This is a genomic window from Brenneria sp. L4-2C (assembly GCF_040240335.1).
In the GTDB taxonomy this organism is placed as follows: domain Bacteria; phylum Pseudomonadota; class Gammaproteobacteria; order Enterobacterales; family Enterobacteriaceae; genus Brenneria.
In genome coordinates this window covers 82964-103596 of the sequence record NZ_JBEIAC010000009.1, presented here as the reverse complement: position 1 = coordinate 103596, position 20633 = coordinate 82964, and the positions used below count along the sequence as shown (strand labels likewise).

Genomic DNA, 20633 nt, shown 5'->3' with positions numbered 1-20633 from the left:
TACCAATGAAGAGCGAATGGTTGCTAATCGATATGAATGATATGAATATCGTCAGGGCCGACCTGAACCTGTTAAAAGTGTTTGAAGCGCTGTATGAAGAAGGCAGCGCCAGCCGGGCCGCCATCCGTCTGCATGTCACCCAGTCGGCGGTCAGCGCCTCGCTTGCCCGTCTGCGCGAGCTGTATGGCGAGCAATTGTTTCAGCGTACCGGCCACGGGCTGGCGCCGACGCCGCTGGCCAGTCAGCTAAAACCCGTCGTGACGGAGGCGTTAAACCGGTTTCGCCAAAGCCTGTCGATGGTCTCCCCGCAGGCCGAAAGCTATGAAGGGCGCTCGCTGATTATCGGGCTTTCCGACGACTTTGAAATCGCCATCGGCTCCCGGCTGATCGCCATTATGGCTGAACGGGCGCCAAAACTGCGGCTGATTTTTCGTCAGACGCATAGCCAGATTGTGTCGAGCGCGCTGATGGAGCGCCAAATCGATATTGCGATTACGTCCGGCGGCTTTTCCAGCCGCGCGTTGAGCCACGCGTGGGTGGGGGAAGGGGAGTATGCCTGTCTGGTCGATCCTGCATTTCATCCGGCCGATGAGCGCATGGACCTGGAACGCTTTGTGGCGAGCGATCACATCCTGATCTCATCCGGCGGTTTTATCGGCATTGTGGATGAGGCGCTGGCGGCTGCCGGTTTGAAGCGTCATGTCACGGCCGCCACTACCCATTTCGCCGCGCTGCCGTATCTGCTGAAAGGATCGCCGGCGATAGCCACTATCCCGGCGCATGCCGCGCTGGCCATTGCCGGCAACGGCGGATTACGCCTGTTGCCGTGTCCGGTCGGTTTGAGCCGTTATCCCATCGAGGTGGGCTGGCGCGCCGCCGGTTCATTCGACAAAATTGAAATCAAGGTTAAGGGCGCGATAGAGGAATGTTTCAGGCAACCGTAGCCGGATGTAAGGCTACGGCCGTCGGCAATCAGCCTTTGCGCAGACGCACCGCCAATCCTTTCAGGAAATAACGCAGCACCTGATCGCCGCAGGCGCGGTAGTTTTTATGTTCCGGCGCGCGCAGCATGGCGGTCAGTTCCGGCTGCGACAGGCGGAAATCCTGCGACTGAAGAATCTCCTGAATATCGGTGGTTTTCAGCGCGAACGCCACGCGCAGTTTTTTCAGGATGATGTTATTGGTGATCCGGCGTTCGATTTTGGGGGCCGGGCGGCTGTCGTCTCTGCCACGCCTGTGGATAATCAGCCCATCGAGAAACGCGCCCATCAGCACATCCGGGCAGAGCTGGCAGCCCTCTTCCTCTTCTTTTTTGACGAACGCGGCCATTTGCTGCGGCGTGACGCTGACGTCCATCAGCGCCAGAATTTCAATCAATTGTTCGTTATTCAGATTTAGCATGTAGCGCACGCTACGTAATACATCGTTATTTATCATTACCGGATGATTCCCGCCGCTGATGATCATTATGGCCGGGTAGTATAAAGCGATCCGGCCGTAAACGCAGTAAAGGATACCTCGGCGGCGGCGGGCATTGCCGCGTCGGTCAGTGGAAGGTCTCTCTGCCGGTGAAATGACCGACCCAGCCCGCCGGGTTGGTAAAGATGCGGATAGCGACAAAATCCGGGTATTCGCCGCTGTCGAACCAGTGCGGCGTATTGGCCGGCACGCGCAGCAGATCGCCGGCTTCGCAGGTCAGGCGGAAAACGCGGTCGTTAATCGGCACAAAAAAGGTGCCGCTGCCGTGGACGAAAAAGCGCACTTCATCTTCGCTGTGGGTGTGCTCATGCAGAAATTTCTCCCGGAGTTCCTGACGTTGCGGGTGGTCCGGCGTCAGGCTGATCACATCCGACGAGGTATAGCCTTCCTGTTGTTTGAGTCGTTCGATATCCGCGCGGAAATGCGCCAGCAGCGCTTCGCTGTCGGCGTCATGGCTGATGCCGTCGGTCGGCCAGCGCTCCAGTTGAATGCCGGCGCCGGCAAGCAGCGCGGCGATCTCGTCGAAGCGGGTCAACTGTTGAACCGGTTGGGCTGTTTGCGGACGCTGAAAAATAGAGAGTGTGGTCATGGTTGTTACCTCAGGCCGTTAGCAAGAATCCGTTAACCATCATCTTTATAGGGGTAAAAAACAAGACGCTTTATTTATATCTTATTCCAGCATTTTCCAAGAAAAAAAACGAATATGTTAATATTTTCAACCACTCGTTAACACCAATCCCGATTAGTTAATAGCGATTATCACTTTTGTTATTTAGATTTAAATTTTTCTACTGTTAGCATCATTTACCGCTATTAACTGTATAAAAATCAGGATGAAAACCATGATCGTTCATTTTCGTCGTTTGGGATCGCTGGCGTTACTGCTTGGTCTGGCCGGCAGCGCGCAGGCAGCGGATGAGGCGCTTTCGCTCAAGGGAAAAACCATCGGCGTGGCTGTGGTGGGAACACAGCATTTTTGGGATCGCGAGGCTTATAAAGGAGCCACGGCGGAGATAGAAAAACTGGGCGGCAGCGTGGTGGGCGTGGACGGCGGACGCGACAATCAGGTGCATGCCAATAACCACGATATTTTGCTGGCGCGCAAGGTGGATGCGGTCATCAGCATTCTGGGGGACAGCGCGGTAGAGCCCAAGTTCAAGGCGCTGCGCGACGCGGGCATCCCGGTCTTTACCGTCGATCACGTTTCGCCGTACTCCATCAACAACACCACCTCCGACAATTACGCCATCGGTTCGACCATCGGCCGCTACACGGCGGATGTGCTGGGCGGCAAGGGCAATGTCGCGGTGTTCAATGCGTTCTCCAACTCGCTGCGCATTTGCGGCATTCGTTACGATCTGTGGAAATACGTGTTGCAGGACTATCCCGGCATCAAAATTATTCAGCCGGAGCTGGCGGAGCAATACTCCAATTCGCCGGAAGATGCGCGTAAGAAAACCCTTGAGCTGCTGAGCCAGCATCCGAAAGGCACGCTGGATGCGATTCACGTCGCCTGCTGGGATCAGCCGGCCATCGGCGTGGTGCAGGCGCTGGAAGAGACCGGACGCGACAAGGACGTGAAGGTGACGGCGATCGACGCCGGCCCGGAAACGCTGGAAATCATGGCGGAGCAGGGCAGTCCGTTCGTCGCCAACGTCGCGCAGCAGCCGCATTTGATTGGCTCGCTGTCGGCGAAGAACGTGGCGCATTACTTTGCCGGCGAAACGCTGTTGCCGCAAACCTTTGTGCCGGTCTTGCCGGTGAAAGGCGAAGCCGAGGCGAAAGCGGCCTATAAGCAACTCGGCTACGGCGAACTGAAGTAATCATGACGGCGAATGCAGGCGCGTCGGAGCCGGCCTCCGCGGGGCTGGTGATGACGCGGATTAACAAGCGCTTCGCCGGCGTTGCTGCGTTGGAGGATGTTTCGCTGCATGCCGCGCCGGGCGAGATCCACGGCCTGATTGGCGAAAACGGCGCCGGAAAATCCACCCTGATCAAGATCCTGGCCGGAGTGTATGCCCCGGATAGCGGTTCCATCCTGTTCGACGGTCAGCCGGTGCATCCTGTGACGCCCGCCGTCGTGCATGCTCACGGCGTACGGGTGATTCATCAGGAATTACATCTGATCCCGCATTTCACCGTCGCGGAATCGGTGTTTATCGGTCAGGAGCGCCGTCATCGCTGGCTGGGGCTGGACCGACGGGCGATGCGCCGTGAGGCCGAGCGTTTCTTTCGGCAGACGCTGAATCTGCCGATGGATGCCGACCGGTTAATTCGCGATTTAAGTCTGGCTGAACGCAAGCTGGTGCAGATTGCGCGGGCGCTGATCGACGGCGACGCCAGGCTGGTGGTGTTTGACGAACCGACGGCGCCGCTGGAGGCGCGGGAAGCCGGTCAATTGCTACAGACTATTCTGGCGTTGAAGCAGCGCGGCATCGCTATTATCTATATTTCCCATTATCTCAATGAGATAGCTGATATTTGCGACCGTGTCACGGTATTGCGCAACGGTCGCAAGGTCGCGACGCTGGAGGCGCAGGCGGCGCAAAATATCGACGGAATGATCCATCTGATGGTGGGGCGCGACATCAACACTCTGTTCGCGCCGCCGCAACGCGCCGTTGCCGACGGACGTCCCTTTTTGCAGGCGGATCGCCTTACCGACGGGCGCTATTTTCGGCCCGTCAATTTTTCGGTGGCGCATGGTGAAATCGTCGGCATCGCGGGGCTGCTCGGATCGGGGCGCGAGGCGGTGATTGATGCGCTGTATGGATTAACGCCGGCGCGCGGCGGACGCCTGTTGATTAACGGCGTGGCGCGCCGTATTCGCTCCCCGGTACAGGCCATCGCGCTGGGGATGGCGCTGGTTCCGCGCGATCGCCGCCACCTGGGGCTGATTTTGCCCTGGTCGGTGGCGGATAATATCAATCTCTCGTCGCTGCCCGCGGTGGCGCGTCACGGCTGGCTGCGGCGCGCAAAGGCGAAACTGCGGGCGCGGCAACTGGCCGATAAGCTGGATATCCGGCCGCGCGAGGTGGAGCGGCCGGTGCGTTATCTGAGCGGCGGCAATCAGCAGAAAGTGATTCTGGCCCGCTGGCTGAGCACGGACGCCTCGCTGTTTATCCTTGATGAGCCGACGCTGGGCGTGGATATCGGCGCCAAAGCGGAAATCTACCAGCTCACCCGCCGACTGGCGGAGCAGGGGCGCAGCGTGATGGTTTCTTCCAGCGACGCCGGCGAACTGCTGGGGCTGTGCGACCGTATTCTGGTGATGTGGCGCGGCGAACTGATCGCCGATGTCGGTACCGAGCAACTCTCGCTGGATACGCTGCTGGCGCTGACCAGCGGCGGCCGGGAAAAGGAAGCGATATGATACGCGATGCCGGTTTGCCGTCGGCCGACGCCCGTCCGTCGGCGCTGCTCGATAAAATCCCGCTGCTGTTATTTGCCGCAGTGTTGCTGTTCCTGTGCGTACAGGCGCCGTACTTTCTCTCCTGGCAGAACATCGCCATTATTTTGCGTCAGACGGCGCCGCTGGCGATCCTGTGCTTCGGGCTGGTGTGCGTGATCGCCGGCGGCGGCGATGATGTGGTGGCGGGCGGCATCGATCTGTCGCTGCCGGCCATTGCGGTGCTGGCGGTGGCGATCGTCAGCCACGGGCTGACCAACGGCGGCGACGGCTATCTATGGCTGACGCTGCTGGCGGTGTCGGCTACGCTGCTGGCGGGCGGGCTGAATGCGCTGCTGGTGGTGCTGGTGCGTCTGCCGCCGCTATTGGCGACGCTGGCGTGTTCCGTGGCGCTTACCGGCCTGACCAATCTGCTGACCCGGCAACGCCGTATCAGCGTCATTGATCCTGCTATCGTGGCGTTTCGCGATAACAGTCTGCTGGGTTTGCCGCTGGCGGTATGGTTCATGCTGCTGGTGTTTATCCTGTTTCAATTTATTGTCCACCATAGCCGCTGGGGTCAACATTTACAGGTGGTCGGCGGCAATCCGGAAACGGCGCAGATGTCCGGTCTGTCCGTCCGCGGGCTGGTGACCGGCTCCTATCTGCTGGCGGCATTGGCGGCGGCGCTGGCCTCGTTAACCCTGCTGGCGCAAGGCTCCGGCAGTTCGCCCGGCACGGCGGAGCCGCTGCTGCTGGAAATGGTGCTGGCGACCTTTATCGGCGCGTCGTTTTCCCGCCGCCGGGTGGTCACTATCTGGGGCGCGTTGTTGGGGGCGCTGCTGGTGAATGCGTTATCAAACGGTCTGGCGCTGTTGCGGGTGGATATCTTCTGGGTAGGCGCCATCAAGGGTGTGTTGATTTTGCTGGTGCTCGGCGCGGGCTCGTTGCAGCAACGGAGGAACGGATCGTGAAGCTGAACGTGATGCCTTCTTTCCCGGCCCTATTCCGGCAAGGCAATCCGCTGCTGACGCTGTTTGTCCGCTACGGTTTTCTGCTGATTCTGCTGGCGTTTTTGCTGTTCTTTGCGCTGAGCAATCCGCTGTTTCTGACGTTCGGCAACTGGGCCAATCTGGTGCAGGGCAGCGCGGTGCTGCTGATCGTGGCGCTGGCGATGACGTTGGTGGTCGCCGCCGGCGGGATTGATTTGTCGGTCGGGGTGGCGCTGGATTTCGGCGCCGCCTTCGCGCTGATCGCGCTCAAGGTTTATCAACTGCCGTGGCCGGCGGCGGTGCTGGCGGCGCTAATCGGCGGCGCGCTGGTCGGTCTGCTGAACGCATTGCTGATTATTTATTGCCGGATAAAACCTTTTCTGGCCACGCTGGGCACCTGGTTTATCGGCAGCAGCATCGAGCGTATTTATACCGACGGCGGCGGCCCGATAGCCTATCGCCGCATGGCGCCGGAGTATCACCAACTGGCGGTCGGCGATCTGTGGGGGATCCCGCAGCCGATCCTTATCGTGCTGGCGCTATTAATCATTTACTACCTGTTGTTTGAGCGCGCCGTCGTCGGTAAGCGCCTGCACGCGATTGGGCTGAACACCCCGGCGGCGCTGATCGCCGGCGTTAATGTGCGTCGGTCGCTGTTCTGGCTGTTGATTGCCGCCTCCGTAACCTGCGCCGTCGGCGGCGTTATTTTATCCGCCAATCTGCGGCAGTTCACCCCGCTGGCGGGACAGGCCTATCTGATGGACGCCATTGCGGCGGTATTTATCGGTACGGCGTTTCACGCGCATGGGCGGCCGAACGTGCCGGGTACGCTGATCGGCGTCCTGTTCCTCGGCATGATCGCCAACGGTCTGAATCTGATGGGATTAAATTTCATGCTAAAAGACGCCCTGACCGGCATTATTCTGGTCGTCGCGCTGGCGCTGTCGTTCCTGCAAGGGCGTCTGCGTCAGCGCCTGTGAGCGGCGTCGGCAGAATCTATATGGGTATCAAGGAGTCAATGTGAGTCAGTTTGATGCGGTTTTTGTCGGATTAACCATTCTGGACGTCGCCGGTCGTTCGGTCAGCGAGCTGCCTGCCGGCGGCGATGTGCGCTTCATCGAACAGATCCGCCTGAACCCGGCCGGCACCGCCAGCGGCGCGGCGATGAACGCCGCCAAGTTGGGGATCCGCACCGCTACCGCCGCCTGTCTGGGGGAAGATGAAAAGGGCGATTTTATTCTTGGCGTCTACCAGCGGCTGGGGATCGATTGTTCGCTGGTGCAGCGTACCCGCGAGGCGGAGACCTCGGCCACCATTCTGGCGATCCGCCCGGACGGCGAGCGTTCGGCGTTGCATTACCGCGGCGCGTCCGATCGGTTGTTTATCGAGGAACAGGATTTCGACGCGGTGTGCGATACGCGCTTTTTGCATCATGGCGGCACCGGCCTGCTGGCGAGGATGGATCAGGGGCAGAGCGCCCGACTGCTGCGCCATGCCAAAGCGCGCGGGGTCACCACCAGTCTGGATTTGATTGCGCCGGATAGCGCGACGCTGTCGCTATTGACGCCGCTGTTGCCCTATGTCGACTATTTTATGCCGTCGCGTCAGGAAGCGACCTTTTTGTCGGGCAGGGATAATCTGGCCGACAGCGCGGCGTTTTTTCTTGAGCGCGGCGTCGGCGTCTGTATTTTCAAATCCGGCGCCGAGGGGTCTTACGTCTTTGGTCAGGACTTCTCTTTGCATATTCCGGCTTATCAGGTGGCGGTGGCCGACACCACCGGCTGCGGCGACAGTTACTGCGGCGGGTTTATCGCCGGGCTGGCGCGCGGCTGGGATCTTGAGCGCGCCTGCCGCCTCGGCTCGGCGGTCTCGGCGCTGGTGGCGACCGGGCTGGGTTCCGACGCCGGCGTCGTCGACTGGGAGCATACCCAGCGATTTATGGCGCAAACGAAGACGTTGTGACCTGTCGCTGTTTATGGGATTACCCCACCTCAACCCTCCCCTTCGCAGGGGAGGGAGTTGACTATCCCCCTGCGCAAGCAGCTCTTTCTTATACACAAATGCGGGAGCGCTGACGGGGTTGGTTGTTACGCGGCGTAAAAAATTATGCTGAGGAGATAGCAGGCTTAGGATGAGCCGCATGGATGCGGCGAAAGCTTGCGCCACGTCGGGAACGTGTCGCAAGCGGTCCGTTAAGCCTGATACCGACGAAGGCACCGCGCAGCGGCATAATTTAGCCACAAGCCCGGGTTCGTAGGGTGGTGGCGCTTGAACCACCCTGCGTCGGGCGCGTGCTGCGACATAGCATAGAAATGACGGCCTTCTCGCGCACGAAATAACACTGAGCCTACATATACCGTTATCGGTAAATATGTGACTAAGAGACAGCTATCAAGGGGGAGGCAAGGAGGGGGTCAACACTCAACCTACTTCCACGCATACAACAGCGGTTCGCCGCTGACAAAGCGCTCCAGCTCGGCGGCGATCATGGCGGTGTGTTTGCTCAGGGTTTCCCGCGTGGCGCCGGCGATGTGCGGGGTGATCACCACGTTGTCGAATTCGGTGACGAACGGATGATGCCGCCACAGCGGTTCGCTGTCGTAGACGTCCAGCGCGGCGCCGGCCAGCCGCCGCTCGCGCAAGGCGGCGATCAGATCCGCTTCCCGTATTACCGCCGCGCGCGAAGTGTTGATCAGGTAGGCGTGCGGCTGCATGCGGTTGAGCAGTGCGGCGTTAACCAGGTCTCTGGTCTGCGGGGTGCTGTTCAGGTGCAGACTGACGAAATCAGATTCGGCGAACAGCGTCTCCAGCGTGGTTTTGCGCACGCCGGGCTCGTCTATTTCTTCCGCCGCGACATAGGGATCGGCGATCAGCAATTGCATGCCGAACGCCCGCGCCAGCCGGCCCACTCGTTTGCCGATGCTGCCGTAGCCGACGATCCCCAGCGCCTTGTTGCGCAGCTCGCTGCCCTTAAACACCTCGTAAGGGCTCTCTTTGGTGACGTCCCAAACCACATCCTGCCGCAGACCGGCCTGCGTAGCGCTGTTTTGCCGATCGTCGCGGGTGAACTCGCCGCGTTTTAACGCCGCGTGCGCCTGCGGAATATGGCGCGCGACGTTGAGCATCAGCGCCAGCGTCAGTTCCGCGGCGGCGTCGGCGTTGCGCCCCGGCGTGTAGATCACCGGAATGGCGCGATCGCGGGCGGCGGCGACGTCGATATTCACCGGGTTGGCGCGGGTACAGGCAATCAGCCGCAGACGCGGGCAGGCGGCAATCACCTCGGCGGTGATATCGTCATAGCTGGTGATGAGGATCTCCGCGTCCCGCGCCAGCGCAATCAGCGCCGCGGCGCTGAGTTTGGGCTTGCCGACGGCCCAACCGTCTAAAACCAACTCGCCCAAACGACGAAACCGATCGAGGTCGCCGGCATATTCGGCGGTAAAAATGATTTTCATGATGGAAATGTGCCTTCTGCAAGCTGGTTCAGCGCCTGTTCGCGGGCCTGCCACAGGGGTTGCAACTGGTCGCGCAACTGGCGAAAGACCGGAAACAGCGTCTGGTAATGGCGATGCGCGCGCGGATTGGGCGCAAACGTCTGCCGACCCTGGTTGCCCGCCAGATCGGACGGTACGATTTTTTCGCCGACGGCCAGCGCGGCCAGCATCGCCGCGCCGCGAGCGCTGAGCTCTTTCGCCGGGCTGGCGATCACCTTGCGTCCGGTGCAGTCGGCGATGATTTGCAGCCAGTAGGGCGAGGCCGCGCCGCCGCCGGCGATATAGAGATCGCCGCCGTCAGGGTAATCGGTCAGCGAGTCCTTGATAGCATAGGCCAGCCCTTCGAATACCGCCCGCAACAGGTGCGCATTGGTGGTGTGCTGACCGATGCCGAAAAATCCCGCTCGCGCCGACTGACTGTAAAACGGCGCGCGTTCGCCGTTCAGATAAGGCTGATAAAACACGCCGTCGCTGCCCGGCGCAATGCGGCTGATTCGCTCGCCAAGCTCCTCGAAGTCGGCGGTATCCGCCAGATGCGCCAGCGCCCAGTCAATATTCGGCGTGCCGGACTGCATGGCGAACAGGTTAAGGTAATGTCCCGGCCAGGCATGAGCGACAAAGCGCGTTTTGGCGCTGACGCGCGCCAGTCCGCGACAGACAATCCCGGTACAGCAGGTGGTGCCGAGAATGGTGAAAATATCCCCGTCGCGCACCGCGCCGATGCCCAGCGCCGCGGCGGAGACGTCCAGCGCGCCTGCGCCGATCGGGGTGTTAACCGGCAGGCCGGTGAGGGCGGCGATGTCGTCGCTCAGCGCGCCGGCGATCGCCTGCGGTTGCAGCAGCGGCGGAAACAGAGGACGGAACGCGCCCAGCTCCAGCGTATCCAAGACGGTATCCGACAAGGTTTCGCTGCGCAGATCTAGCAGCGAGGTGCCGGCATCGGTTAATTCAAGGTTGGCCCTGCCGGTCAGGCGAAAACGCACCCAGTCTTTGGCGAAAAAGAAGTAGTCGGCCGCGCTCAGCAACTGGGGCTGATGCCGCGCCAGCCAATGCAGGATCAGGCTGCTGTTGCAAGGCAACAGCGGGGAGCCGGTGGCGGCGAAAAACGCGGCCTCAAGCGCCGGATCCTGTTTCAACTGCGCGACGCGTTGCGCCGTGCGGGTATCGCTCCACAGGATGGCGCGACGCACCGGTTCTCCCTGACGGTCGCTCAGCCAGACGCCTTCCCCCTGTCCCGCCAGCCCGATGGCCTTCAGTCGTCCATGCCGCAGCAGGGGGGAGCGCGCCAGCGTGGTCAGAGTCGCCAGCACGCCTTGCCATAAGCCGGCCATATCCTGTTCCGCATAACCCGGCAAAGGCGTCTCGGTGGCGTTGGCGGCTGAGGCGATCTGATGTTCATTGAACGCGGAATCGAACAGCACCGACTTCACTTTCGAGGTGCCGATATCAATGCCTATGTAGTAATCCATCCGTCATTCACCTTCTGTATTGCGGGCGAAATCAGGGTAATGGAAAATCCGACGGCGCTATATGCCGATATCGGCAAAGCAAATCATCAGGGGAGAAATAACCCGTGGGCGGGGAACGCGGTTTTCGCGACGCTCAGGGGGCGACCACCACCACCTGCAATCCGCTGGTCAGCCATGCGTCGAGCTGATGTTGGAGCGCCTGGGTCAGCGGGCCTGCGGTAACCAGCACCCAGAGCTTGTCCGGCTGTACTTCCGGCGTGATGTCGTCAAGCGCGGCGCCCAGCACGTCGAAATGGAACGCGGCGGTAGAGCGTTTCAGCGCTTCCAGCCATACTTCCGTGTGATCGCGTAAATGCCAGCCGGCCAGAAAGGCCTCCTGTCCGCGACGGCGGCGGTTGCTTGCCAGACAAAACGCGCTGTATCCGACGATCTGACCATCGAGCACGGCGCGCAGCGTGCGTACCGCGGCATGGTTACTGCTCAGCCGCATCCGCAGCGGGCGCAATACGTTATCCACCAGCGCGGCGCGCGGATATTCGCGCCCCGTTTCATAAAGAAGATGGCGCAGCGCGGACACCTGGCCCTGTTGCAAATGCGCCAGCATTTTATCCTGCAAGCGGCGCCAGTTATCTTCCGGCGCATAGCCGTGCGCGCCGTCGGCCAGCAGCGGTTTGACCTGACCGATCGAGACGCCTTTTTTCAGCCAGACCAGGATGCGCTGCACCTGCTTGAGGTCTTCATCATTATAGAGCCGGTGGCCTCCCGGCGTGCGCTGCGGCTGCAACAAACCGTAACGGCGCTGCCAGGCGCGCAGCGTAGCCGGCGTGATGCCGCATTGTTCAACGAATTCGCCGATGGTATAGACTGCCATAAATGCTTACGAAGCCATTGTTATGTAGGGATAGTCAGAAGGTAACGCCGGGCGCAAAGTTATACAAATGTTTTATCTTGTACAACCTTGACGCGCCCGGCGTCGGGCGCGTGCGGTGGCGCGGCTTCAGAATGGCGATAGGCCGGCGGAAAACAGCGCATCGATCAGAGGTTATTTTCCTGCGTATTGAGCGCCTGGCGCAGATCCTCTATCAGATCCTGCGGGTTTTCAATGCCGACGGACAGGCGCAGCAACTGCGGCGTGATGCCTTTCAGCAGCCGTTTTTCCAGCGGCACGGAGGCGTGGGTCATGGCAAAGGGCTGACTGATCAGGCTTTCGACGCCGCCCAGACTTTCCGCCAGCGTGAAAAGCCGGGTTCGCTGGATAACCGCGCGGGCATAGCCTTCGTCGCCCTGCAAACGCACCGAGATCATGCCGCCCGCGGCGGACATCTGGCGCTGCGCCAGCTCATGCTGCGGGTGGCTGGGCAGTCCCGGATAATAGACCTGCTCCACCTGCGGCTGTTGTTCCAACCAGCGGGCGAGCAGCAGGGCGTTTTCACTGTGGCGCGCAATACGCAGCGACAGCGTGCGAATGCCGCGGATGGTCAGGAAGCTGCTGAACGGATCGAGGATGCCGCCCACCGCGTTTTGCAGATAGCCGAGCCGCGTGGCCAGATCGCTGTTGTCGCCCACCACGGCGAGCCCGGCGATCACATCCGAGTGGCCGTTCAGATATTTGGTGGCGGAATGCACCACGATATCGAATCCCAGCTCCAGCGGCCGTTGCAGGGCCGGCGAGGCGAAGGTGTTGTCCGCCACGCTGATCAGATCATGGCGACGGGCGATGGCGGCTATCGCCGCCAGATCCGCCAGCTTCAGCAGCGGATTGGTGGGCGTTTCCACCCAAATCATACGGGTCTTCGGGGTGATGGCCTGTTCCAGCGCCTGAAGATCGGCCGGATCGACATAGGTCACCTGTAGCCCGGCGCTGCGCTTGCGTACGTTTTCCAACAGCCGCCAGGTGCCGCCGTAAAGATCGTCCACCGCCACCACGTGGCTGTCGTGATCGAGCAGTTCGAGAATGGTCGCGCTGGCGGCCAGGCCGGAGGCGAAAGCGAATCCCCGGCTTCCGCCCTCCAGTTCCGCGATGGCGGCTTCCAGCGCGCTGCGGGTCGGATTGCCGCTGCGCGAATACTCGTAGCCGGTATGTTCTCCCGGCGCGGGTTGCGCAAAGGTCGAGGTGGCGTAAATCGCGGGCATTACCGCGCCAGTGCTGTCGGGCGTGTAGCCGGCGTGGACGGTTCGGGTATCAAAACGACTCATAACATATTCCTTGTATCAGAAAGCGAGCGGGGCCAAACGCACATTCAGCGTAGCGCCAGTCGCCAATGGTTCAGCACATCGGTACGGGTTATCAGGCCCAGAAAGCGTTCGCCGTCGAGAACGATGGCGACGTGTCCTCGATCAAAGGTCGCGAGCAGTTCATCATGCGATGCGGACTTATCCAGCGTATTAACCTCGCCGGACATGGCGTCGCGGGCGGTGAGCGAGAAATGCTGCGCGTCTTTTTTCAGGCTGTTGAGCAGATCCCATTCATCAATAATGCCCACCACGCGATCGTTCTCCAGCACCGGCAACTGGGAAATGTCATACAGACGCATGCGGGCATGCACCAGCGCCAGCGTGTCGTCGGGGGAAACCGACACCGTGGCGCCTTCATCGTGCCGGTAGGTGATCAGATCGCGCAGATCGCCGTGCGGCGGGCGCTGAATCAAGCCCTGCTCGATCATCCAGTAGTCGTTGAACATCTTGGAGAGGTATTTATTGCCGCTGTCGCAGATCAGGGTGACCACGCGCCTGGGTTCGGTCTGCGCGCGGCAATAGCGCAGCGCGGCGGCCAGCAGCGTGCCGCTGGACGATCCCGCCAGCACGCCTTCTTTTCGCAACAGCTCGCGCGCGGTCGTTAAGGACTCGGCGTCGCTGATGGCATAGGCCTGCGTGACCTGGCTGAAATCGGCCAGCTCGGGGATAAAGTCTTCGCCGATGCCTTCCACCCGCCAGCTTCCCGCTTCCCCCAGCGTGCCGTATTTCAGGTAATCGGTAAGGATGGAGCCTTCCGGGTCGGCCAGGACGAATTCGGTGTCCGGCGATACCTCTGCAAAGTAGCGGCTGAGACCGCCCAGCGTGCCGCCGGAGCCCACGCCCACCACCACCGCATCGACTTGCTGTTCCAACTGCCGCCAGAGTTCCGGGCCGGTGGTGCGGTAGTGCGCGGCCGGGTTGGCCGGGTTATTGAACTGATCGATGTAATATGCGCCGGGTATCTCGGTCGCCAGCCGGCGGGCATAATCCTGATAATAGGCGGGATGCCCTTTGGCGACGTCGGAGCGCGTCAACAGCACCTCCGTTCCCAGCGCCCGCAGATGGAAGATCTTTTCCCGACTCATTTTGTCCGGCACCACCAGCACCAGACGGTAGCCTTTCAGCGCCGCCACCAGCGCCAGCCCCAGACCGGTATTGCCCGCCGTGGCCTCAATGATGGTGCCGCCCGGTTTCAGCCAGCCTTGCTGTTCCGCATGCTCAATCATCGACAAGGCGACCCGGTCTTTAATCGAACCGCCGGGGTTCTGATTTTCCAGTTTGACAAACAGCCGGCACGGCCCGGTGTCGAAATTCGTCAGTTCAAGTAACGGCGTGCGGCCAATGAAATCAAGTACTGAAGTAGAGATTGCCATGTGTTGTCCGTCCAGAAATAAACCGCGTGCCGCCATATTAGATCCGCGATAAATCAGGACGAACGAAATAAATCACCAATAGATATGCATATGTGTAATATAAAATCCTGTTTGGCCGTATGGATGTGTGGCTGCTCAGCAGTTTAGACGTATATGCTTCCGCCTGATGGCTATGCCGATACCTGCAATTTCCAGCCCTGCGCCTCCTGCTGCCGTTCCCACAGGCGTGAATACAACCCCGCCCGCGCAATCAGTTCCTGATGGTTTCCCTGTTCCACCAACCGCCCGTTATCCAGCACCAGGATCAGGTCGGCATGGCGAATGTTTTTTAGCCGATGGGCGATCGCGACGACGGTGCGCCCCTGCGCCAGCTCGGTCATCGCCTGCTGAATCTCGGCTTCCGCGGAAGGGTCGACGCTGGCGGTGGCTTCATCCAGCAACAGTATCGGCGCATTTTTCAGCAGCGCCCTGGCGATGGAAATCCGCTGGCGCTCCCCGCCGGATAGCGAGCCGCCGCCTTCGTCCAATAACGTGTCGTATCCCTGCGGCAATGCCTCAATGAAGCGGTGCGCCTGTGCGCGTTGCGCCGCCTCAATCGCTTCTTCCCGGCTGGCGTCCGGTCTGCCGATGCGCAGATTGTCCAGAACCGAACCAGAGAACAGCAGCACATCCTGGAAGACCATCGCCACATGTTGATGAAGCTGGTCGGTGCCGATATCGCGCAGATCGACGCCGCCGAGACGGATCCGGCCGGCGCGCACGTCCCATAAACGGGCGATCAGATGCGCCAGCGTGCTTTTACCGGCGCCGCTGGGGCCGACGATAGCGGTAAAGCGGTTGGCGGGGATCGCGCAGGAGATATCGTTAAGCGTCTGCGACGAATCGTTGCGATCGTCATAGGCGAAGTCGACATGTTCGAAAATGATCTCCTCTCCCTGCGGAGGCAATGGCGAAGCGGGTTCCGGCAGCGCTTTTTCCGCCAGCAGGGATTCAATGCGCATCAGCGATCGACGGGCGAAGCGCAGCATCAGCGTAGACAAACCAACGTCGAATAGCTGGCGGTATACCGGCAGCGCCAGTATCAGGAACAGGATCAGTACGTCCGGGGACAGGGTATGGTCGCCCAGCCACCAGACGCCGGCCAGCACCAGACTGATATAGCCCATTTCCAGCATAAATCCGTAACCGGCCAGCCAGGGCGCGGGTTTGGACTCCACGGCCAGCGCGGCGTCATGGTGTTCGGTCAGAATTGACGCCAGACGTCGCCAGGCCTGACCAAAGCGCCCGAAGCTGCGGATGACCGCAATGCCTTGTACGTATTCCAGCAGCGCGGACTGCGCGGCCATGCCGGAGGCGATCATCTGGTCGCCGGGACGCGCCGCCATGCGTTGACTCCAGCTCAGCATCAGCAGCGCCAGCGGAATGCCGGCGCAGGTTAATAGCGCCAGATGCCAGTCTACCCACAGCAGGAACAGCATGAGAAATATCGGCATCGCCAGACCGGACACGAACACGCCTAAAAAATGCGACCAGAGGTGCTCGATCAATTCAAGGTCCGACGTCAGACGCGCGGACAGATCGCCGCCGCGTTGCCGGTTGAACCAGCCCATCGGCAGTCGCCCCAGATGGTCGGCGACACGCAGCCGCGCTTCGCCCATCATGGCGTAAGCGCCGCTGAAGATCAGCGGCATGCCGTAATAGCCGGCGACGATGCGCAACGCCACGCTGGCAAGCATCGCCAGACCATATTCGATCGATTGCGCCGGGGTGTTGACGCCGGCGAAAACCTCGCGCAGCAGACCATAGAGCGCCATGTAGAAGAGCGCGGAAAAAAATCCTTCCGCCACGCACCACATCAGGCCGCGCACTAATCGCGGGTCGCGGACGCCGGATAAGCGAAAGCCGGACTGTACCAATTCACGAATCATTTATTTTTCCTCCCCGGCGCAAGTCTTGTCTGCCGGTTTACCGAGCGACCAGGATTCAGCCTGGATATAATCGTGCCACAGCCGCTGGTAGGCCGGGCAGGTTGCCAGCAGCGCGTCATGGGTTCCCTGTCCCGCCACCCGGCCTTTTTCCAGCACCACGATATTGTCGGCATGCATAATGGTGCCAAGACGGTGGGCGATCATTAATACCGTTCTTCCCGCGCAGAGGCGGCTCAGCGCCTGCTGTATCAGCTTTTCGTTTTCCGCGTCGATACTGGCCGTGACCTCGTCAAGCAACAGGATGGGCGCGTCTTTAAGCAACGCGCGGGCGATGGACAAGCGCTGGCGCTCGCCGCCGGACAAGCTGGCGCCGCGTTCGCCCAGCATGGTTGCGTAACCCTGCGGCAGCGCGCAGATGAAATCATGCGCCTGAGCGGCCCGCGCCGCGGCCTCGATCTCCGCATCGCTGGCGTCCGGGCGAGCCAATGCCAGGTTGTCGCGTACGGTGCCGTGCAGCAGAAAGACCTCCTGAAAGACAATCCCCAGACGAGCCAGCAGGGCATCCAGCGGCCATTGGCGAATGTCCACGCCGCCGATGGTCAGACTGCCGGATTCAAATTCGTAAAGACGCGCCGCCAATTTAACCAGCGTGCTTTTGCCTGAACCGCTGGCGCCGACCAGCGCGGTCAATTGACCGGCCCTGGCCTGAAAACTGACGCCGTTCAACGCCAGTTGCGCGTCGTACCGCTGACAGAGATCGGTAAATTGGATATCGAGCGCGCCGTCGGGGACGGGCGCGCCGGCCTGATTCGGCAAGGGGGGAACGGCGAGAATGTCGTTGATGCGTTCCAGCGCCGCCATGCGCTGCATCTGTTCGCCCATTGCAAAGGTCAGGCGCAGCAGCGGGGATAAGACCGCCGGCGCCACCAGCAGAAACATGACGAACGTCGGGCGATCCAGTTCGCCGCGCGCCAGCATCCAGGCGCCGAGCGGGGCGACGACCAGCAGGTTAACGGATAGCAGCGTGGTAAACAGCACCCAACCGCCGGTGCTGTTTTTGGCGTAAGTCTGAACCCAGTCGACGGCGCGGTGAATGGCGTCGGCGAGATCGCCGAACGAGCGCGACGTCAGCCCGAAACTCTTGATGACGTGTACGCCGCGGATATATTCGCCGACCTGATTGGCGATGCGCTTTTGCAGTTCGTTCCATTCCCGAATCTGCGCGCGTGAGCGCCGTATCATCCACCACTGAGCCAGCATCGCCAGCGGCAGCGGTATCAGCGCGGCCAGCGTCAGCGGCCAGTCGGCGGCGAACAACAGGATTAAGGCCGCGACGGGGATCGCCGCGGCGGCGGCCGCATCGGGCAACATATGGGCGAAGAAGCCCTCAAGACTATTGACGTCGTCATTCAGCACGCGGCGCAGGCTGCCGGTTCCACGCCGGGCGAAGAAGGCGAGCGGTACTTCCCCCAGCCGTTTCGCCATGCCGATTTTTAATCGATACTGAATATGAAAAGCGCCGATGTGGGCCAGAATATGGCTGATCGCCATACAGGCCCAGCGCAGCGCCAACACCGCCACTGCCCAGCCGATCAGTCGCCAGACCGCGCTCATATCAGGCTGGGCGGAGAAAAGCTGTACCGTGATGAGATAGATGATCCAGAACGGCGCCACGCTCAGCGCGGCCGACGCAATGGCGGTAATAATGGCGCCGCCGAGCGGGTAGGGCGCAAGCGTGATTAAGTGTAAAAATCCCCTGGGGGTCAGATCGGTCGGACGGCTTCCCGTTCGATGCTTCATAACGCGCATCCTTGGTTTCATGTGAAAAATGGGATGACGATCATGATGGCGGCGGCCCCGGCGTCGAGCTACCCGATTCGGTACGATTTCCCCCCCGATAAGGATTTATTTATGCGCGACCGGCGCGGGTCTTGCTTTTTATTTGAAAACAAGAATTGTTTGCAATGGCGTGTCTTGCGTTAAGCCTGGTTATACAATGGGGTTATAAATGCGGTGCAACGCAAAGGAAACAGTATGCAAGATATGAAGTCAGGCGCGTTACCGACCACCTCGGGGTTTCTCTGTCCGCCAGGCATGAAGGTAAAAACGCTGGAACTGCGTCCCGGCATGGAGTTGTCCCTCGTCACCTCCCGTACCGCCCAGACGCTGTCGGCGGTGACGGAAGGCGCGGGACAGACCGCGCGGATTCATTTTAATTGTCAGCTCAGCGGTCAGACGCGAATTGCCTGCCGCGAGCAGCGTCTGGAACTGGCGCGCGGTCGGGCGCTGACGACCTTTATTCCCGATGGCCTGTTCCGGGTGCAGTGCAGTCCCGACTGGAGAAACATCGAACTGAGGATCTCTCCGCCGTTGCTCATGGCGCTGGCGGGCGATGATTATGCAGGCGGGTACGACGATTATCGCGAGCAAGACGGTCTGCTTTGCCACGCCTGCGGTCAGCGCATTATCGATTCGGCCGAACGTCTCAGTCGTTTGCTGATGAGCGATCATCCTTCGGTACTGCTGGCGCATTCGGCCGCACTGGAATTTCTGGCCTGGAATTTGATGTCCGTCCGCGCCGTAAGGCCGCATGACGAGACAATCTGCGGCCGTGAGCGGCGGCGGCTGCAACTGGCGCGAGAACTGCTGCTCAAGGATTTAAGTAAACCGCCGACCATCGCACAATTGGCGCGCCGGAGCGGGCTAAATCAACAGAAGATTAAACGCGGATTCAAGCAACAGTTCGGCGTTACCCCTTATGCGCTGTTCCAGCGTAAACGCATGGAGTATGCGCGAGACCTGTTGGCGCGCCATGGCGTAACGGAAACCGCCGCGCTGCTGGGCTACAGCAATCCCTCTCATTTCAGCGCCGCGTTTCGCAAACAATTCGGCGTATTGCCGAAGGACGCGAGGCGGTGGTGCCTGTAACGCATTCGGCATCCAGCGAAAAAATCAACCCGGCGATTAGCCGCTTAGCGATATAGCCATTATTTGGCTAAGGTTTTTCATTATTGGTATTTTACCTGATGACGTAAATCAGGATTAATACTCGGGAGGAAGCAGCGCCGGCGGCTAAGACGCGTATTACCTTAATCAAATGACGTCAGATTATCTTGACCGGTTGAATATAAATATAATAGAGAGAGGATTAATCATGACCCATTATCGTTGTTGTAGCGACTCCACATTTTGTTTAAGCGATTTTTATTGGCTAATGACCGGAGTCTGCCATGAGCAATATCACATCTCTACCCATTCTGGACTTGTCACAGCTTGACGGTAATACGGAACAGCGGGCGAATTTTCTGGCCAAACTGAACCGGGCCGCCCGGGACGTCGGTTTCTTCTATTTAGTTCATCATGGCATCGATACCGCGCAGCTACAGCGCGTGCAGCAACTGGCGAAAGCGTTTTTTGCTTTGTCGGAGGCGGAAAAACAGCGTGTCGCCATGATTCATTCCCCCCATTTTCGTGGTTATAACCGGGCCGGCGCCGAATTAACGCGCAGCCAGCCGGACTGGCGCGAGCAATTTGATATCGGCGCCGAACGTCCCGCGTTGCATCTGTTGGCCCACGATCCCGCCTGGCGTCGGTTGCAGGGGCCGAACCTCTGGCCTGCGGCGCTGCCTGAGTTGAAAACCACCCTGTTGCACTGGCAGCAAGAGATGACGCGCATGGCGTTGCGCCTGCTGCGGGCGTTCGCCGAAGCGCTGGAGCTGCCCGTCACCGCGTTTGATGCGCTGTACGGCGCAAAACCCAACGAACACATCAAATTGATCCGCTATCCCGGCCGGCCGCATGACGGCGGTCAGCAGGGCGTCGGCGCGCACAAGGACTCCGGTTTTCTCAGTTTTTTACTCCAGGATAATCAGCAAGGCCTTCAGGTGGAAGTCGAACCGGGGCGTTGGATCGATGCGTTGCCGCTGGCCGGTTCTTTTGTCGTCAATATCGGCGAACTGCTGGAGCTGGCGACCAACGGTTATCTGCGGGCGACGGTTCATCGGGTGGTTTCTCCGCCGCCGGGACGGGAGCGTCTGTCCATCGCTTTTTTCCTCGGGGCGCAGTTGGATAGCGTGGTGCCGGTTTATCAATTGCCGGACCATCTTGCCGTCCAGGCGCTGGGACCGACCAGCGATCCCCTGAATCCCCTGTTGCGGGACGTGGGGTGGAATTATCTCAAGGGACGCTTACGTTCCCATCCTGATGTCGCGACCCGATATTACGGTGATGTTTTGCAAGCCAAAGAAACGATAACTATCTAAAAATAAGGAATAT

Annotated in this window: 17 protein-coding genes; 8 read left to right on the top strand and 9 right to left on the bottom strand. The window is 60.4% G+C overall.

The genetic code is table 11. From position 1 onward, the window contains the following. The first annotated feature begins 5 nt into the window (after nt 1-5). Complete coding sequence (locus ABRZ26_RS14535) at nt 6-944, top strand: LysR family transcriptional regulator (protein ID WP_319604859.1); 939 nt, start codon at nt 6-8, stop codon at nt 942-944. Between the two features lie 28 nt (nt 945-972). On the opposite strand, the gene ABRZ26_RS14530 is transcribed toward ABRZ26_RS14535, so the two are convergent. Next, a complete protein-coding gene (locus ABRZ26_RS14530; protein WP_319604858.1) occupies nt 973-1437 on the bottom strand; it encodes a YehS family protein in 465 nt (154 codons plus the stop codon). Nucleotides 1438-1546: 109 nt separating this feature from the next. Then, nucleotides 1547-2068, bottom strand: a complete 522-nt coding sequence (locus ABRZ26_RS14525; protein WP_319604857.1) for a 1,2-dihydroxy-3-keto-5-methylthiopentene dioxygenase — start codon at nt 2066-2068, stop codon at nt 1547-1549. 253 nt (nt 2069-2321) lie between these two features. On the opposite strand from ABRZ26_RS14525, the gene ABRZ26_RS14520 reads away from it, so the two are divergent. The 5 genes from ABRZ26_RS14520 to ABRZ26_RS14500 are packed head-to-tail and all read left to right on the top strand — an operon-like array spanning nt 2322 to nt 7821. Next, nucleotides 2322-3302, top strand: coding sequence for a sugar ABC transporter substrate-binding protein (locus ABRZ26_RS14520; protein WP_413556260.1), 981 nt, complete (start codon nt 2322-2324; stop codon nt 3300-3302). Nucleotides 3303-3304: 2 nt separating this feature from the next. After that, nucleotides 3305-4852, top strand: coding sequence for a sugar ABC transporter ATP-binding protein (locus ABRZ26_RS14515; protein WP_319604856.1), 1548 nt, complete (start codon nt 3305-3307; stop codon nt 4850-4852). Then, the gene (locus ABRZ26_RS14510; RefSeq protein ID WP_319604855.1) at nt 4849-5841 is read left to right on the top strand and encodes an ABC transporter permease; all 993 of its coding nucleotides are present in this window, start codon (nt 4849-4851) and stop codon (nt 5839-5841) included. Before ABRZ26_RS14515 ends, ABRZ26_RS14510 begins: the two co-directional genes overlap by 4 nt. Nucleotides 5842-5852: 11 nt before the next feature. Then, nucleotides 5853-6839, top strand: coding sequence for an ABC transporter permease (locus ABRZ26_RS14505; protein WP_319604961.1), 987 nt, complete (start codon nt 5853-5855; stop codon nt 6837-6839). 40 nt (nt 6840-6879) lie between these two features. Then, entirely contained in the window at nt 6880-7821 is a 942-nt protein-coding gene (locus ABRZ26_RS14500) for a carbohydrate kinase family protein (protein ID WP_319604854.1), read from the top strand. 464 nt (nt 7822-8285) lie between these two features. Here ABRZ26_RS14500 and ABRZ26_RS14495 read toward each other — a convergent pair whose 3' ends face one another. The 7 genes from ABRZ26_RS14495 to ABRZ26_RS14465 all read right to left on the bottom strand — a co-directional run bounded on the left by ABRZ26_RS14495 (nt 8286) and on the right by ABRZ26_RS14465 (nt 18158). After that, nucleotides 8286-9314 (bottom strand): 2-hydroxyacid dehydrogenase, encoded by a 1029-nt coding sequence (locus ABRZ26_RS14495; RefSeq protein WP_319604853.1) that lies wholly within the window; start codon nt 9312-9314, stop codon nt 8286-8288. Then, complete coding sequence (locus ABRZ26_RS14490) at nt 9311-10822, bottom strand: FGGY-family carbohydrate kinase (protein ID WP_319604852.1); 1512 nt, start codon at nt 10820-10822, stop codon at nt 9311-9313. Before ABRZ26_RS14490 ends, ABRZ26_RS14495 begins: the two co-directional genes overlap by 4 nt. Before the next feature lie 133 nt (nt 10823-10955). After that, a complete protein-coding gene (locus ABRZ26_RS14485; protein ID WP_319604851.1) occupies nt 10956-11693 on the bottom strand; it encodes a MerR family transcriptional regulator in 738 nt (245 codons plus the stop codon). Nucleotides 11694-11857: 164 nt separating this feature from the next. Next, the gene (locus ABRZ26_RS14480; protein WP_319604850.1) at nt 11858-13018 is read right to left on the bottom strand and encodes a trans-sulfuration enzyme family protein; all 1161 of its coding nucleotides are present in this window, start codon (nt 13016-13018) and stop codon (nt 11858-11860) included. Nucleotides 13019-13062: 44 nt separating this feature from the next. After that, on the bottom strand, nt 13063-14430 hold the full coding sequence (locus tag ABRZ26_RS14475; protein ID WP_319604849.1) for a pyridoxal-phosphate dependent enzyme: 1368 nt from the start codon (nt 14428-14430) through the stop codon (nt 13063-13065). 170 nt (nt 14431-14600) lie between these two features. Continuing rightward, on the bottom strand, nt 14601-16358 hold the full coding sequence (locus tag ABRZ26_RS14470) for an ABC transporter ATP-binding protein (RefSeq protein ID WP_319604848.1): 1758 nt from the start codon (nt 16356-16358) through the stop codon (nt 14601-14603). Further along, complete coding sequence (locus ABRZ26_RS14465; protein WP_319604847.1) at nt 16359-18158, bottom strand: ABC transporter ATP-binding protein; 1800 nt, start codon at nt 18156-18158, stop codon at nt 16359-16361. A gap of 234 nt (nt 18159-18392) precedes the next feature. Here ABRZ26_RS14465 and ABRZ26_RS14460 point away from each other — a divergent pair, with 234 nt between their 5' ends. Next, nucleotides 18393-19286 (top strand): helix-turn-helix transcriptional regulator, encoded by an 894-nt coding sequence (locus tag ABRZ26_RS14460; RefSeq protein WP_319604846.1) that lies wholly within the window; start codon nt 18393-18395, stop codon nt 19284-19286. Nucleotides 19287-19588: 302 nt separating this feature from the next. Further along, a complete protein-coding gene (locus tag ABRZ26_RS14455) occupies nt 19589-20620 on the top strand; it encodes an isopenicillin N synthase family dioxygenase (RefSeq protein WP_319604845.1) in 1032 nt (343 codons plus the stop codon). Nucleotides 20621-20633: the final 13 nt, after the last annotated feature.

Coding starts and splice junctions, on each gene's coding strand:
- ABRZ26_RS14535 (WP_319604859.1), top strand. CDS start 6: ATGAAGAGCGAATGGTTGCTAATCGATATGAATGATATGAATATCGTC.
- ABRZ26_RS14530 (WP_319604858.1), bottom strand. CDS start 1,437: ATGATAAATAACGATGTATTACGTAGCGTGCGCTACATGCTAAATCTG.
- ABRZ26_RS14525 (WP_319604857.1), bottom strand. CDS start 2,068: ATGACCACACTCTCTATTTTTCAGCGTCCGCAAACAGCCCAACCGGTT.
- ABRZ26_RS14520 (WP_413556260.1), top strand. CDS start 2,322: ATGATCGTTCATTTTCGTCGTTTGGGATCGCTGGCGTTACTGCTTGGT.
- ABRZ26_RS14515 (WP_319604856.1), top strand. CDS start 3,305: ATGACGGCGAATGCAGGCGCGTCGGAGCCGGCCTCCGCGGGGCTGGTG.
- ABRZ26_RS14510 (WP_319604855.1), top strand. CDS start 4,849: ATGATACGCGATGCCGGTTTGCCGTCGGCCGACGCCCGTCCGTCGGCG.
- ABRZ26_RS14505 (WP_319604961.1), top strand. CDS start 5,853: ATGCCTTCTTTCCCGGCCCTATTCCGGCAAGGCAATCCGCTGCTGACG.
- ABRZ26_RS14495 (WP_319604853.1), bottom strand. CDS start 9,314: ATGAAAATCATTTTTACCGCCGAATATGCCGGCGACCTCGATCGGTTT.
- ABRZ26_RS14490 (WP_319604852.1), bottom strand. CDS start 10,822: ATGGATTACTACATAGGCATTGATATCGGCACCTCGAAAGTGAAGTCG.
- ABRZ26_RS14485 (WP_319604851.1), bottom strand. CDS start 11,693: ATGGCAGTCTATACCATCGGCGAATTCGTTGAACAATGCGGCATCACG.
- ABRZ26_RS14480 (WP_319604850.1), bottom strand. CDS start 13,018: ATGAGTCGTTTTGATACCCGAACCGTCCACGCCGGCTACACGCCCGAC.
- ABRZ26_RS14475 (WP_319604849.1), bottom strand. CDS start 14,430: ATGGCAATCTCTACTTCAGTACTTGATTTCATTGGCCGCACGCCGTTA.
- ABRZ26_RS14470 (WP_319604848.1), bottom strand. CDS start 16,358: ATGATTCGTGAATTGGTACAGTCCGGCTTTCGCTTATCCGGCGTCCGC.
- ABRZ26_RS14465 (WP_319604847.1), bottom strand. CDS start 18,158: ATGAAGCATCGAACGGGAAGCCGTCCGACCGATCTGACCCCCAGGGGA.
- ABRZ26_RS14460 (WP_319604846.1), top strand. CDS start 18,393: ATGCAAGATATGAAGTCAGGCGCGTTACCGACCACCTCGGGGTTTCTC.
- ABRZ26_RS14455 (WP_319604845.1), top strand. CDS start 19,589: ATGAGCAATATCACATCTCTACCCATTCTGGACTTGTCACAGCTTGAC.